Origin of the sequence: Corynebacterium lipophiloflavum DSM 44291 (genome assembly GCF_000159635.1) — a bacterium.
In the GTDB taxonomy this organism is placed as follows: domain Bacteria; phylum Actinomycetota; class Actinomycetes; order Mycobacteriales; family Mycobacteriaceae; genus Corynebacterium; species Corynebacterium lipophiloflavum.
Window position 1 is genome coordinate 549,325 of the sequence record NZ_GG667192.1, and the last position, 13,780, is coordinate 563,104.

12 protein-coding genes, 7 tRNA genes and 1 pseudogene are annotated in these 13,780 nt (G+C 66.3%); 9 read left to right on the forward strand and 11 right to left on the reverse strand.

Going from position 1 to position 13,780, the window contains the following annotated elements; genetic code table 11:
• Window positions 1-156: 156 nt before the first annotated feature.
• Together HMPREF0298_RS05705 and HMPREF0298_RS05710 are read right to left on the reverse strand one after the other, a co-directional pair.
• Entirely contained in the window at window positions 157-1,329 is a 1,173-nt protein-coding gene (locus HMPREF0298_RS05705) for an HRDC domain-containing protein (RefSeq protein ID WP_006840176.1), read from the reverse strand.
• Window positions 1,329-1,961 (reverse strand): DUF3000 domain-containing protein, encoded by a 633-nt coding sequence (locus tag HMPREF0298_RS05710; RefSeq protein ID WP_040422563.1) that lies wholly within the window; start codon window positions 1,959-1,961, stop codon window positions 1,329-1,331. Before HMPREF0298_RS05710 ends, HMPREF0298_RS05705 begins: the two co-directional genes overlap by 1 nt.
• Before the next feature lie 133 nt (window positions 1,962-2,094).
• On the opposite strand from HMPREF0298_RS05710, the gene hemQ reads away from it, so the two are divergent.
• Complete coding sequence (gene hemQ / locus HMPREF0298_RS05715) at window positions 2,095-2,808, forward strand: hydrogen peroxide-dependent heme synthase (protein ID WP_040422565.1); 714 nt, start codon at window positions 2,095-2,097, stop codon at window positions 2,806-2,808.
• A 16-nt stretch (window positions 2,809-2,824) separates the two neighbouring features.
• Here hemQ and msrB read toward each other — a convergent pair whose 3' ends face one another.
• The 9 genes from msrB to HMPREF0298_RS05760 form a co-directional block, all read right to left on the reverse strand.
• The gene (msrB, locus tag HMPREF0298_RS05720) at window positions 2,825-3,244 is read right to left on the reverse strand and encodes a peptide-methionine (R)-S-oxide reductase MsrB (protein WP_006840179.1); all 420 of its coding nucleotides are present in this window, start codon (window positions 3,242-3,244) and stop codon (window positions 2,825-2,827) included.
• Window positions 3,189-4,445 (reverse strand): glycosyltransferase family 87 protein, encoded by a 1,257-nt coding sequence (locus tag HMPREF0298_RS05725; protein ID WP_040422567.1) that lies wholly within the window; start codon window positions 4,443-4,445, stop codon window positions 3,189-3,191. The genes msrB and HMPREF0298_RS05725 overlap by 56 nt, the downstream gene beginning before the upstream one ends.
• A 31-nt stretch (window positions 4,446-4,476) precedes the next feature.
• Window positions 4,477-5,139, reverse strand: a complete 663-nt coding sequence (locus tag HMPREF0298_RS05730) for a dihydrofolate reductase family protein (protein ID WP_006840181.1) — start codon at window positions 5,137-5,139, stop codon at window positions 4,477-4,479.
• A 52-nt stretch (window positions 5,140-5,191) separates the two neighbouring features.
• Window positions 5,192-5,267 (reverse strand) — tRNA-Gly (locus HMPREF0298_RS05735).
• 20 nt (window positions 5,268-5,287) lie between these two features.
• Window positions 5,288-5,362 (reverse strand) — tRNA-Val (locus HMPREF0298_RS05740).
• A 24-nt stretch (window positions 5,363-5,386) separates the two neighbouring features.
• A tRNA-Cys gene (locus HMPREF0298_RS05745) sits at window positions 5,387-5,457 on the reverse strand.
• Between the two features lie 33 nt (window positions 5,458-5,490).
• Window positions 5,491-5,566, reverse strand: a tRNA-Gly gene (locus HMPREF0298_RS05750).
• Window positions 5,567-5,586: 20 nt separating this feature from the next.
• Window positions 5,587-5,661 (reverse strand) — tRNA-Val (locus tag HMPREF0298_RS05755).
• Between the two features lie 30 nt (window positions 5,662-5,691).
• Window positions 5,692-5,764: transfer RNA gene (locus HMPREF0298_RS05760), tRNA-Gly, on the reverse strand.
• Between the two features lie 241 nt (window positions 5,765-6,005).
• Between HMPREF0298_RS05760 and HMPREF0298_RS05765 the strand changes: the two genes are divergently transcribed.
• The 8 genes and pseudogenes from HMPREF0298_RS05765 (at window position 6,006) to HMPREF0298_RS05800 (ending at window position 13,647) form a co-directional block, all read left to right on the forward strand.
• Window positions 6,006-6,077 (forward strand) — tRNA-Val (locus tag HMPREF0298_RS05765).
• 767 nt (window positions 6,078-6,844) lie between these two features.
• The gene (locus tag HMPREF0298_RS05775) at window positions 6,845-7,474 is read left to right on the forward strand and encodes a copper resistance CopC family protein (RefSeq protein WP_006840182.1); all 630 of its coding nucleotides are present in this window, start codon (window positions 6,845-6,847) and stop codon (window positions 7,472-7,474) included.
• A gap of 26 nt (window positions 7,475-7,500) precedes the next feature.
• The gene (locus HMPREF0298_RS05780; RefSeq protein ID WP_006840183.1) at window positions 7,501-8,100 is read left to right on the forward strand and encodes a copper chaperone PCu(A)C; all 600 of its coding nucleotides are present in this window, start codon (window positions 7,501-7,503) and stop codon (window positions 8,098-8,100) included.
• A gap of 9 nt (window positions 8,101-8,109) precedes the next feature.
• Window positions 8,110-9,336 (forward strand): Dyp-type peroxidase, encoded by a 1,227-nt coding sequence (locus HMPREF0298_RS05785; protein ID WP_006840184.1) that lies wholly within the window; start codon window positions 8,110-8,112, stop codon window positions 9,334-9,336.
• A 98-nt stretch (window positions 9,337-9,434) separates the two neighbouring features.
• Window positions 9,435-11,483: pseudogene (gene thrS, locus HMPREF0298_RS05790) on the forward strand (threonine--tRNA ligase); the annotation flags it as partial.
• 39 nt (window positions 11,484-11,522) lie between these two features.
• Window positions 11,523-12,089, forward strand: coding sequence for an ATP adenylyltransferase (locus tag HMPREF0298_RS12690; RefSeq protein ID WP_280985044.1), 567 nt, complete (start codon window positions 11,523-11,525; stop codon window positions 12,087-12,089).
• A complete protein-coding gene (gene pgsA / locus HMPREF0298_RS05795; protein ID WP_040422735.1) occupies window positions 12,082-12,720 on the forward strand; it encodes a phosphatidylinositol phosphate synthase in 639 nt (212 codons plus the stop codon). The genes HMPREF0298_RS12690 and pgsA overlap by 8 nt, the downstream gene beginning before the upstream one ends.
• Window positions 12,721-13,647: a phosphatidylinositol mannoside acyltransferase gene (locus HMPREF0298_RS05800; RefSeq protein WP_006840187.1), complete on the forward strand. Its 927-nt coding sequence runs from the start codon at window positions 12,721-12,723 to the stop codon at window positions 13,645-13,647.
• Window positions 13,648-13,780 lie beyond the last annotated feature (133 nt).

The following is a 13,780-nucleotide window of genomic DNA, read 5'->3' on the forward strand; positions in this document are numbered from 1 at the left end:
CCTCTCTGCCACCGAGGTGGACACCCCGCTGCGCCAGCTGGCCTTCCCGGACATCTTCCCGATGCACGCTTCGCGCTCGGAGATTTTGTGCGACTACGGCCTTGACCCCGCCTCCGGCGCGCGGCAGCTGCGCGAGTGGGCGAGTGCGATGCGCGACTAGGTCGCTTCGCTATCCGCCGCCCGCAGGCCCCGTGCGATGGCTGCCGACGCCGCGTCGACCTGCCAGGGGCGCGCACCCGCGGCGCTCAAGGCGCGCGCAGCAGCGCCGGTCTCGGAAGCCACACCATTCCACACCACTGCGCGCAGCAGCGCCGGCTGCACGAGCAGTTCGGGAGCGACATCGATGTCGTCGGCGTGCCGGCTGACCTCCTCGCGGGCGGACACGAAGCGCTGCCATGATTCCGGGTGGTGGCGCTGCCAGCTCGATTTGCTCGGTGGGTTGTCGCGATCACGCGGGGCATCCGGCCAGCGCGAGGGGGCATCGGCGCAGGCGCGCTCGATCACCGCGTACCACTCTTCGATCGCGTCGCGGCGGCGTGCCGGAAAGCCGCGCACCCGGCCCAGCTCGTCGGGGGTGCGCGGGGGGTTCTTGGCGATGTTGAGGATTACCTTGGAGCCCAGCAGCGTGTGCGGCGAGGTGTCGGTGGCTCGCCCGCGGGCGTCACGGTAGTCCCACAACGCGCGCGCGAGGTGCAGACTGCGCCCGGTTGGCAGCGAGGAGATTCCTTTGAGGTCGCGCCAGGTTTTCGGCGCGGGCGCGGGGCGAGTCCTGACGTGTTCGAATTCCTGCTCCGCCGCCTCAAGCTTGCCCGCTGCATCGAGCACCTCCGTCAGCCCCTCCGCTAAAGCGCTGAGGTAGACCACATCGTCTGCCGCATAGGCCTGCCACTGTAACGGCAGCGGGATGGTTGACCAGTCCTCGCGCCCGTAGCCGTTGTCCAGTGTGACGCCGGTGAATTCGCCCACCATGGCGGCAAGGTTCGGGCGCTCGAACCCGGCGAGCCGTGCGGCGATCTCTGTATCGAACAGCGTGCCCGGGTGCAGTCCGAGCTCCGCCAGGCTGGGGAGGTCCTCGCCCGCGGCGTGCAGGATCCAGTCGGTTCCGCCGATCACGGGCGCCAAAGCCTCACGCAATGCGTCGCGGTGGCCCTCCGGGGCGAAGAGGAACGTGCCCGCATCTCGGCGGTTGACCTGGACGAGAAAGGCGCGGTCATCGTAGCGGAACGACGAGGCGCGCTCGGTGTCTATCGCGCAAGGCCCGCGCCCGTGAAAAAGCTGGGCGGCGGCGCGGCGAAACGCCGCGGGGGTGTCGACAAGCTCGAAGTTCACTAGTGCAGGCCGAGTTGGGCCACGCCCTCAGGCGGGAGGCCCGCGACGTGCGCCAACACCTTGGCGAAGGCCTCGACGTGGCCGGAAAGCTCGATGCCCTCGGCCGTCCACGAGGCGCGCATTTCCAGCTGGTAGGCGCGCGGCGGGCCGCCGATCTCGCCGAAACGAACCGATGCCGTTGAGGTCACGGTGCCTCCGAGGTTGGTGAAGCCGACGTCGGCGTCGGCGAGGGATTCGGTGAGCCACTGCCAGGCGACGTCGGGCAGAAGGGGGTCGGATGCGACGGCGTCGTCCATGTCCGCCTGGATGTAGGCGACGAGGCGCATCGAGCCCTCCCATGCCTCCTCGGCCTCGGGCGAGTGCAGCAGGATCAGGCGGCCGAACGCGTCTGCTCCGGCGTCGATGGCGACGGCCGCCGGGTTGTCGGAGTCGCCGCGGGTGATTTCGAGACCGATGGCGTGGCTGTAGGGGGCCGGGCGTTGCGGTGGGCGGATCGTGCCGAGGGTGATTTCCGGCCGCAGCGACGCGGCGTGCATAGACTCGACCGCTGCCGTGAATTCCGCAGGCGACGGCGGGTTGTCACCGGCGCCGGCGTGGGGCGCGGGGGTATGAGAAGGGGTCTCGGAATTCATCACGCGTTCACGCTATCTAGATGGCGGCAAATTCGGGGGGAGGCGCGCCGTTTGCCACCTCACCCCGGGTAGACTCGCACTTATACGACTTTAGTTTGATTCGCCCTCACTCATGGGGCGGGAAAGGATCGCCATGTCCGATCACGCACAGCAGCCTAACCTCGAGGAACTCAACAAGGTTCAGCGCTACAGTCAGTGGGTGACTTTCCGCGCCACTCCCGGCGCTTTGGGCAGCGAGCGTGACGACGTCATCGCTCAGGCGCAGGAGTTCTTCGCCGAGCTCGAGCGCGCCGGCGAGGTCACGGTGCGCGGCATTTACGACGTCTCCGGGACCCGCCCCGAGGCTGACCTGATGATCTGGTGGCACGCGGAGCAGTTCGAGCAGATTCAAAAGGCGCTGGCTGACTTCCGCCGCACGACCACGCTGGGCCAGGTGCTCGAGCTCGGCTGGATCGGCAACGGCCTGCACCGCCCGGCCGAGTTCAACCGCTCGCACCTGCCGGCTTTCATTATGGGGGAGCAGCCGCGTGACTGGATCTCCGTGTACCCGTTCGTTCGCTCCTACGACTGGTACCTCCTCGAGCCGGAAAAGCGCCGCCGGATTCTCGCGGAGCACGGGCGCGCTGCTGCGGATTACGCCGACGTTCGAGCCAACACGGTGGCGGCTTTCACGCTGGGCGACTACGAGTGGATGCTCGCCTTCGAGTCCGACGACTTGGCCCGCATCGCGGACCTGATGCACAAGATGCGCTACACCGAGGCGCGCCTGCACGTGCGCGAGGAGGTTCCCTTCCAGACCGGCCGCCGCGTCGCCGACATCGGCGAGATTGTGCGCACCCTGCCGTAGGTCGCGGGGAGGGGGCTTAGCCCTCGATTGGCTTTTCCTCAAGCGTCAGCGAGATCGAGTTGATGCAGTAGCGCAGGTCGGTCGGGGTGTTGTAGCCCTCGCCGGCGAAAACGTGCCCGAGGTGCGAGTGGCAGGTGGCGCAGAGCACCTCGGTGCGCACCATGCCCAGGCTGCGGTCCTCGCGCTCGATGATGCTGTCACCCGCGAGCGGGCTGAAAAATGATGGCCACCCGCAGTGCGAGTCGAACTTTTCGGTGGAGCGGAACAGCTCGGCGCCGCAGGCGCGGCAGCTGTAGACACCCTCGGTGGTGGTGTTGGTGTATTCGCCGATCCCGGGGCGCTCGGTGCCGGCTTCACGCAAGACGGCGTACTCCTCGGGGCTAAGCTTGGCGCGCCATTGCTCCTCGGTCCAGTCGAGGTAGTTGTTCTGGCTCATTTGCTTTCTCCTTCGCTGTTGTTGATACCGACACTACCCATGCGGCGATCGAGACGATAAAGATGGACCACGCGATGGTGACCAGCACGATGTCAAGGTTCGCGCCGAGGTCGGGAAAGTTCGATTCCGCCCACTGCAACGGGGAGTAGAAAATAACTATTCCCACCCACACGGGCGCGACGTGCATCGGGCTCAACGGCCGCAGCACGGTCAAAATCGCTGGGAGCAGCATCATGGAGTAGTAGGCTTGGCCCAGCGAGGACAGCAGACAGACTCCGCTGATCAGTACGCCGGAGCTCGTCGCCGCCCACATCCAGGCATCGCTGTAACGAAATCGCGCCAGCCCGATGATGGCGACGGCCACGGCGGCCGCGATGAGCAGAAACAGCAGGGCGTGCAGCCAGTTCGGCATGCCGTAGTAGGCGGCGAACCCGGCCAGCGAGGCGTTGGCGTAGTCGCGGGTAATACCGAGGTAGGGCATCACCTTGTCCACGTAGTCGCTGGCGCCGGGGGTCAGCGGCCAGGCGATGAGGTTGAGTACGACGGGCACGGCGACCGCGGCCAGCGGCGCCTTGAAATCCAGGCGCATCAGCGGCAGGACGAGCAGCGGGGCGAACATCGGCTTGATCACGATGGCGAAGCCGAGCGCGAGACCGGCCGCCCAGGAGTGCCCGCGCACGAACCAGTCGAGAAACGCCACGAGCGCCAGCAGGAGCACGCCGTTGATGTTGGAAAACACCAGCGTTTTGGTCACAGATTCGGTGAGAAACGCCGCGGCGATGAGGAAGGGGAACACGGGGTGCGCGAGCGCGAAGCCGCTGCGCCGCGTCAACCATGCCAGCGCAATGATGATCGCGGCGGCGTTGGCGAGGATGAACAGCGGCCGCGCCACGTCGATGCTCGGAGCGAGACCAAGCGGCGACAGCAGCAGCGTTGCGCCGGGGTTGTAGAGGTAGTGCGGGTCGACGTGGTGGTAAGTCTCGTTGTAGACGGGCTCGCGGTCGATGAAGCGTTTCGCGGCGGACCACACGGTGGTGAAGTCGTCGGTTAGCGCACCGGTCCACGCCGAGACGAAAACCCGGTGGATCACGATGAGCAGGGCGATAGGCCAGGCGAGGTAGTTGGCGATCGTCCGTGGCGGTGCCGCGCTGTGCCGGGGCGCGTCTTGGGTCCAGACGGACTCGAGGGGGGCTAGCTTCATGCCCATCACCGTACCGGTGCCGTGCGGTGGTTTAGGCGCGCGACCTCCGGTAGCGGCAGAACAAAACAGAGTCGGGGCTGACGTGCGTTGCCTCCAGCGTGAAGCGGCGGGTGCCGCAGTCGCTGTTTTCTAGAGGCAGGTGGTGGGCATCGCCGCCGCTTACCGACGGGTCCACGGTTAGGTGCATGACGTCGATGAGGTCTGCGGCGAGCATGGCCGCGTACAGGCTGGGGCCGCCTTCGCAGCTGATCCGGGAAAAGCCCCGGGCGTGCAGGGCGGCGATGATTTCGGCGGGGGAGCCGCCGCCGGTGTCGACGATGGTGGCGCCGGCCTGCGTCAGGCGTGAGCGGGTGAGCGTCAGGGAGGCGTCGCCAAGCGATGCTCGCGGGGTGAGAATGAGCGGCGGGGTCCCGCGGAAGAAGCGGCTGTCGGGGTCGAGCGAGAGGGAGCGCGACACCACGGCGAAGGGGAGTGTGGCCGGTACGTAGTCCTCGGCGCGGACGGTGCCCGCGCCGACGAGGACGCAGTCGGACCAGTCACGCAGCGCCAGCAGGAGCTGCGAATCCAGCTCGTTGCCTAAGCTCCCGGAGGTGCCGGCCCGGGAGAACGCGCCGAAGAGCGAAGTGGCGGCGACGGCGCGGGTCTCGCGGGCGCCTGCGGGCAGGGTGGGACCGATGAGGTCGGCGGGGGTCATGGCAAAAGAATACAGCCGGCGGGTTCGTTGAGAACCTCACCGGCTGGTGCAGTGGAGCGGATGACGAGACTCGAACTCGCGACCCTCACCTTGGCAAGGTGATGCGCTACCAACTGCGCTACATCCGCAAAAGGGCTTTAAAAAACCCTGGTGCGCGATACTGGGATTGAACCAGTGACCTCTTCCGTGTCAGGGAAGCGCTCTCCCGCTGAGCTAATCGCGCGTGTAAGCCATTGAAGCGGCTCGGAGGTGGATACGGGAATCGAACCCGTGTACACGGTTTTGCAGACCGTTGCCTAACCACTCGACCAATCCACCGTGGAGTTACCTCCAAAGTACGTTTTATGTACTTGGAGCGGATGACGAGACTCGAACTCGCGACCCTCACCTTGGCAAGGTGATGCGCTACCAACTGCGCTACATCCGCAAAAGGGCTTTAAAAAACCCTGGTGCGCGATACTGGGATTGAACCAGTGACCTCTTCCGTGTCAGGGAAGCGCTCTCCCGCTGAGCTAAACGCGCTTTGCAAGTATTCGGCCGTTTCCAGCCGAGAGCGGATGACGAGACTCGAACTCGCGACCCTCACCTTGGCAAGGTGATGCGCTACCAACTGCGCTACATCCGCATGCGTCCCACGAGCCGTAGTGGCCGTGTTGTGCGACTTAGAACATTAACCGCTTGCATTTGCGTTTCACAAATCGCGCATGTCAGGGCCTGATTTCTCCCGCGCGTGCTTAGCGACGCCCAAAGCGCGCCAAATTACACCCGTGTTGTTTTGCTCTGCGTTGCTGTGGGCGGGCAAAATCGCGCCTCACCTGCTGATTAGGGCACGGATAGGGCGCAGTGTAAAGTACTTTTGCAGATTCGGTCCTATGGCTCAGTGGAAGAGCGTTCCGTTCACACCGGAAAGGTCGCTGGTTCGATCCCAGCTAGGACCACGTAGTTTTTTTAGAAGATAACCCCGGAGCCATGAAAGTGCTGCGGGGTTCTTCCGTTTCCGCGCTGAGTTGTTCGGGAAATTCTGCCACGCCAGCTGCGCGCCGGCGTGGCCGACGGCGATGGTGCTGATTACGGAGGGCACCGCCGCGATTCCGAACAGGATTCGGGTGGTAGGCAGCGCCCATGAAGGGGCTGCGGGCACGAGGCGTGTCGAGGTCACAGGGTAGAGCACGGCAGCAAGTCCAAAAAGGACGAACGTGGCGACGGTGGCAATGTCGGCAAGCTCGGCGTGCCGGGCGACGATACCGGGATTGTCCTCCGGCAGGCCCATGGCGGGCAAAAGTGACTCGCCGGTGGGTCGTTCGAGGAGCATCGATGCGGCGGCGACGGCGGAGGTGGCCAGGCCGGCAATGCAGCACGAATGGGTGAGAGGTCTCGGGCGGATCACCCAGACGAGACAGAAGATGGCAGCGATGGGGGCGGCAACGGCCGCGAGGTGAATCACCCGGGGATGAGCGGGAAGGCCCGAGGGAGTAATCGGCATGTACGCAAACTAGGATATTGCCGCCCACAGCTAGCTGACGGAACGCTCACAAGGGGGTACTGGTTTATCCCGAAATTCCTGCGTCAGCAACAGGCTCTTGCATTCACCCACTGTTGAACGCCGTGTCGGAAACTGTGGGGCTGGTCACGCACGGAACTATCCTGGATAGTTAACCGACTATTTACCTGATCCCGCTCAACCGATACGAAGGAGTTTCCCTCAATGACGACGTGGAGCGAGCGCTCACTGCGCCGTGGCATCCTCGCCGCCGGCGCCGCACTGACCATCGCTGCGGCACCCGTGATGCCCACCGGGCTTACCCCGCCGGCAATCGCCCACGACGCCGTTGTTGGCGGCTCTCCCGCAAACGGCGAGGTCGTCAGCGAGTTCCCGGACACTCTCACGCTGGACTTCTCCGCTGCGGTGCAGGACGGGTTCAACACGTTCGCGCTCTCCCGCACTGACACCGGGGAGGTCGTGTTCACCGGCCAGCCGACCATTGACGGTCGTGCTGTGTCTGTCGACCTGCCCGCAGATTTCGCCGCCGAGCCGGGGCAGTACCAGATTGGTTACCAGATCATTTCCTCCGACGGCCACGCCACGAAGGGAATGACGACCTTCACCTACGCGCCAGCGGCCGGGGCTGCGACAAGCACCGCGCCCGCCGCCCAGGCAGGGGAGCCCGCCGACACCGCGACCCAGGAGACCGCCGAGCCGGCCTCCAACAACATGACGCTGCTGTGGGTGGGACTGGGAATCCTCGCAGTGCTCGCCATCATCGCGGTCGCGATCACCCGCAGCCGCGCACCGCAGCCTGCGCCGGAAACCCCCGCGCAGGACACCACCAACTAACACAGATCTCTAAGGAGCACCACACCATGTACAACCGCGCACTCACCGCCACCGCTGCGTTCGCCTCCGCCAGCTTGCTGCTGGCAGGATGTAGCCCGAGCGAGCAACCGGCGCAGCCCGAGACCGCCGCAGTGGCCACTGCCACCAGTGCGACCGGCGCGACGGCGGCGGCCGAGGACACCGCGCTCGTGTTTGACAACGGTGTGATCCGCGCCAAGGAAGCCGGTGACGCCAACACCATGACCGCGATCTTCGGCACCCTGCGCAACACCACCGACGAGGACATCACCGTCACCGGCTTTAGCTCCTCGCTTGGCGACGCCCGCTACGAGGTGCACAAGACCGAAAACGGCACGATGAGCCCGGTCGACAACGGTCTGACCATTCCGGCAGGGGAGTCCGTGGAGCTCGCCCCCGGCGGCTACCACCTGATGGTGCTCGACTACACCGACGAGATCGCCGCCGGAGACAGCGTCGACCTGACGCTTGAGACCAGCACCGGCGACATCGAGGTCCGCGGGGTTGAGGTGCGCACCCTGATCCCGGGCGAGGAGAACTACGGCGAAGACGGTGAGATGGTCGGCCACTCAATGCACGAGGGCCATGAGGGCCACGAGGGCCACTAGGTAACAACCATGTCTGTGTCTCGTCGCGTCTTTCTCGCCGGATCCGCCGCCACGGCGACCGCCGTGACCGCGGGGTCCGTGGCCGCGTGTGGGGCGTCGACAAGCGAGCTGCCCAGCAACTCGCAGGACACGCCGCAGCCCCTGAAAGAGGCGGTGGTGGAGTTCGACGGCGCCCACCAGGCGGGAATCGAGACGCCGACGCAGGCCTCGCTCAACTTGGTCGGGTTCAATCTGCGCGAGGGCGTCGACGTCCGCGGTGTCGCGCGGTTGATGCGGCTGTGGACTGCGGACGCTCGCGCCCTGTGCGCCGGCGAAACGCCGCTGGGCAGCCTCGAGCCGGAGATGAACGAGTGGCCCGCCAACCTCACCATCACCTGCGGTTTCGGCGAGAAAATCTTCGACATCGCGGCGCCGTCGAGCAAACCGGCGTGGCTGCGCGACCTGCCCGCCTTTACGCGCGACCAGCTCGACCCGAAGTGGGGCCAGACGGATCTGGTGCTGCAGATCTGCTCGGATGATCCGGTGATGTGCGCGTGGGCGATGCGGCACATGACCCGCGCCGGCATGGACTACGCCACCACCGCGTGGGTGCAGCAAGGCTTCATGAATGCCTACGGGGCGATCCCGAAGGGCCAAACACCGCGCAACCTGTTCGGCCAGGTAGATGGCACCGTCAACCCACACAGCGCGCAGGAGTACGACGAGCAGGTCTGGATCGAGGGCCCGGAGGGCTTCGCTGGCAGCACGTCGCTGATCGTGCGGCGCATCGCCATGCACCTCGACGAGTGGGAGCTGCTCGACCGGGCCTCGCGCGAGGAGGCGTTGGGACGCACGCTTGCCGACGGCTCCCCCCTGACCGGCGGCGGTGAATTTTCCGCCCCGGAATTGGAGGCGACGGATCAATTCGGGTTGCCCGTGATTGACAGGAACTCGCACATGGCCCGCGCGATGCCGCCGGCAGAGCATCCCGAGCAGCGCTTCAGGCGCCGCCCCTACAACTACAACCTTCCGCCCGAACCGGGCAGCGCGGAGCTGAGCAACGCTGGGCTGGTGTTCATCTGCTTCCAGAAGGACCCGGACGTGCAGTTCACGCCTGTGCAATCCCGACTCGACGAGGTTGACCGGCTCAACACGTGGATCACCCACATCGGCTCCGCCGTGTACTGGGTGCCGCCGGGGACGTCGCAAAGCGGAGCGGGCGACGAGTACTGGGGCCAGTCGGTTCTTGGCGCCTGACCCAGGTAGGATTTGGGAGGTCTGAAGACAGTTTGAGAAAAGGTGGGTGCGGCCAGGTATGTCGCACCCCCGTGAGCGCAAAAGGAGCGCACCTGACAATGTCCAGCGAATCCACGGCTGTTGAGCTCGAGCCCTTCAACGTCCCGGCGGGAACAGCCGTCGGCGCGGCGATGCGGGAGTTGAACTACCCGAACAAGGGCGACGATGCCGTCGTGTGCGTCCAGGACGCCGACGGCGAGCTCAAAGACCTCTCGCACATCCCCGACGCGGATGCGACCTTCATGCCGGTGGCAGCCAACACCGAGCTGGGGCGTTCCGTGATTCGCCACTCCGCGGCGCACGTGCTCGCGCAGGCCGTGCAGGCAGAGTTCCCCGGCACGAAGCTGGGCATCGGCCCCGCGATCGACGACGGCTTCTACTACGACTTCGACGTCGCCGAGCCCTTTACCCCGGACGACCTGGTCACGCTGGAAAAGCGGATGAAGAAAATCATCAAACAGGGACAGAAGTTCGTCCGCGGCGTCTACCAGTCTGTCGAGGAGGCTGCCGAGGACCTCAAAGATGAGCCCTACAAACTGGAGTTGATTCAGGACAAGGGCAACGTCGACCCGGATTCCGACGAGGCCACCGAGGTCGGCGCGGGGGACCTGACGCACTACGACAACGTCAACCCGCGCACCGGCGAGGTTGAGTGGCACGACCTGTGCCGCGGCCCGCACGTGCCCACCACCAAGTACATCCCGGCGTTCGCGCTGACGCGCTCCTCGGCGGCCTACTGGCGCGGCGACCAAAACAACGCCGGTCTGCAGCGCATCTACGGCACCGCCTGGGAGTCGAAGGAACGCCTCGACGAGCACCTGCACATGCTGCGCGAAGCCGAGAAGCGCGACCACCGCCGCTTGGGCAACGAGATGGACCTGTTTTCCTTCCCCGACGAGCTCGGCTCCGGCCTGCCGGTCTTCCACCCGGACGGCGGCATCATCCGGCTCGCGATGGAGGACCACTCGCGCCGGCGCCACATCGAGGCCGGTTACTCCTTCGTCAACACCCCGCACGTGACCAAGGGATCGCTGTTTTCCAAGTCCGGCCACCTGGACTGGTACGCGGACGGCATGTTCCCGCCGATGAAGCTCGACGGCGAGATCGACGATGACGGCAACGTGGTCAAGCAGCCGCAGGACTACTACGTCAAGCCGATGAACTGCCCGATGCACAACCTCATCTTCGACTCCCGCGGGCGCTCTTACCGCGAACTGCCGCTGCGCCTGTTCGAGTTCGGCACCGTGTACCGCTACGAGAAGTCGGGTGTGATCCACGGCCTGACCCGAGCCCGCGGCTTCACGCAGGACGACGCCCACATCTACTGCACAGAAGACCAGCTCGAGGCCGAGCTGACCAGCGTGTTGGAGTTCATCATCTCGCTGCTCAAGGACTACGGCCTCAACGACTTCTACCTGGAGCTTTCCACCAAGGACCCGCAGAAGTACATCGGCGACGACGAGATTTGGCAACGCTCGACCGACATCCTGCAGTCGGTGGCGGAGAAATCCGGCTTGGAGCTCGTGCCGGACCCGGCGGGCGCGGCGTTCTACGGCCCGAAGATTTCCGTGCAGGCACGAGACGCGATCGGCCGCACGTGGCAGATGTCCACGGTGCAGCTCGACTTCAACCTGCCGGAGCGATTCGACCTGACCTACACCGCACCTGATGGCACGAAGAAGCGACCGGTGATGATCCACCGCGCCCTGTTCGGCTCGATCGAGCGCTTCTTCGGCGTGCTGCTCGAGCACTACGCCGGTGCGTTCCCAGCCTGGCTCGCACCGCACCAGGTCGTCGGCATCCCCGTCGCCGACGACTTCGCCGGCCACCTCGACTCGGTGACCCAGAAGCTGCGCGAGCGCGGGATCCGCGCCGAGGTCGACCACTCGGATGACAGGATGCAGAAGAAGATCCGCAACCACACCACCTCGAAGGTGCCGTTCATGCTGCTCGCGGGTGCGCGCGACGTCGAGGCGGACGCGGTGAGCTTCCGCTTCCTCGACGGCACGCAGGTAAACGGGGTGCCCGTCGCCGAGGCGGTGGACATCATCGACGCGTGGGTGAGCGAGCGGATCAACGAGCAGCCGAGCGAGGAAACCGTTGCAGCGCGGCGCGGAAAAACCGGCAGCGACTACGTCGACACCGGCGTGGGCACCCCGGATCACCTTGAGCGGTTGTGGGCACCCTACCGGTCGACGTACATCACGTCGCAGCCCTCGGATGGGCGGTCCAAGGACCCGTTCCTCGAGGCGCCGGAGCTTAGTGACGAAGACGGGCTCATCGTCGCGCGCGGCGAGACCGTCTACGCGCTGCTGAACCTCTACCCGTACAACTCGGGCCATCTGATGGTGGTGCCCTACCGCAAAGTCGCCGAGTTAGAAGAGCTCACCGCGCGCGAGTCCGCCGAATTGATGGAGTTCGCCCAAAAGGCGGTCCGCGCGCTCAAGGCAGTCTCTCGCCCGGAGGCGATAAACGTGGGGCTGAACCTGGGCAAGGCCTCCGGTGGGTCCGTTGGGGACCACGTGCACCTTCACGTCGTGCCGCGCTGGGCGGGGGATGCGAACTTCATGACAGTGATCGGCGAGACGAAGGTCCTGCCCCAGCTGCTCAAGGACACGCGCGCCCTGCTTGCGCAGGCCTGGCCGGACGACGTTGACGGCCCAGATGGCAATGGCCCAGTCGGCAATGGCGCAGATGGGGGCGGCGATGCTTAGCGTCCACGGCCGCGAATCCGCGGCAGACATCGTCAACCCGGTCGCGCGCGGCCTGCTCAAGGCCGGGGTGACGCCGAACGTCACCACGCTCGTGGGCACGGCTGCGACCATCTTGGTCTCCGTGGTGCTCATCCCCATGGACTTCCTCGTCCTCGCCGCCGTGCTCTCGGCGTTCTTCGCCGCTTTCGACATGGTCGACGGGACGATGGCGCGGCTCAGCGGCGGCGGAACGGCGTTCGGCGCAACCCTCGACGCGAGCTGCGATCGCATTACCGACGGCGCACTGTTCGGCGCGATCGCCGTCTGGTTCGTCTACGTCGACGGCGCTTCGCCGATCACGGTGGCGGTCACGCTCGCCGTCTTGGTGCTCTCGCAGGTCATCAGCTATATCAAGGCCCGCGGCGAGGCCGGGGGGCTGACCATCAACGGTGGGCTGATCGAGCGCCCCGAGCGCCTCATCGTTGCCTTCATCGGCCTGGCGCTGGAGGGAGTCGGCGTTGGCCACTCCCTGGCCGCGGCGATGTGGTTGCTGCTCGCGGGCTCCCTGATCACGGTCGTGCAGCGCTTCTTGCTGGCCGCGCGCGACGAGCGTGCCCACGACCGCATCGCCCCTCCCACGGGGGTGGCGTAGGTGGCCGCGCCCCAACCGCACTCGCTTGGCGACGCGCTGACCGCAGGCGCCTACATCGCCGGGTGGAAAGTCGTGGGCGCGCTTCCCGCCGCTCTCGCGACACGCCTGTTCAACGCCGGCGCCGATGCCGCGAGCGACAACGGCCGCGGCATGGAGATGCTGCGGCGCAACTTGATCCGCGTCGTCGGGGTCGAAAACGTCGACCAGCAGCTCGTGCGCGACTCCATGCGCAGCTACGCGCGGTACTGGAAAGAGGCATTCCGCCTGCCGGTGATGGCGGGGGATGCGCAGGTGGTGGCGTCGATAAGCAACGCCGTGCGCGGGCGCGAGTATCTTGATGAGGCCCTCGAGGCGGGCAGGGGAGCGATCCTGGCGCTGCCGCACTCGGGCAACTGGGACATGGCCGGCATGTGGCTGGTGCACAATTACGGGCAGTTCACCACGGTTGCCGAACGGCTCAAGCCGGAGTCGCTGTTCGATGCTTTCGTGGAGTTTCGACGCGGGCTCGGCTTCGAGGTGCTGCCGCACACCGGCGGCGAGGCGCCCCCGTACCCGCGGCTGAGGGAGGTGCTCGGCGGAAACGGCATCGTGTGCCTGCTCGGCGAGCGCGACCTGACCTCGCGCGGGGTGGAAGTGGACTTTTTCGGGGAGACGACGACCTTTCCGGCCGGGCCCGCGAAGCTGGCGATCGACACAGGCGCTGCGCTGCTGCCTGTCCACGCCTGGTTCGAGGGCACCGACAGCGCGCCCGCGTGGGGGCTAAAATCCGGCGCCCCGGTTGAGGTCACCACGGTCGAGGAGACCACCCAACGCCTGGCCGACTGCTTCGCGGCCAATATCGCGGCGCACCCCCAGGACTGGCACATGCTGCAGCCGATGTGGCCCGCCGACCGGCCGAAAAAGCCGCGCCGGCGGCGCGCGCGCTAGGGGGCGGCGATGAGGATCGGCATGGTGTGCCCCTATTCTTTCGACGAACCGGGCGGCGTTCAGGCCCACATCCTTGACCTCGCCGGCGTGCTGCGCGGCGACGGCCACGACGTGCGCGTGCTCGGGCCGGCAA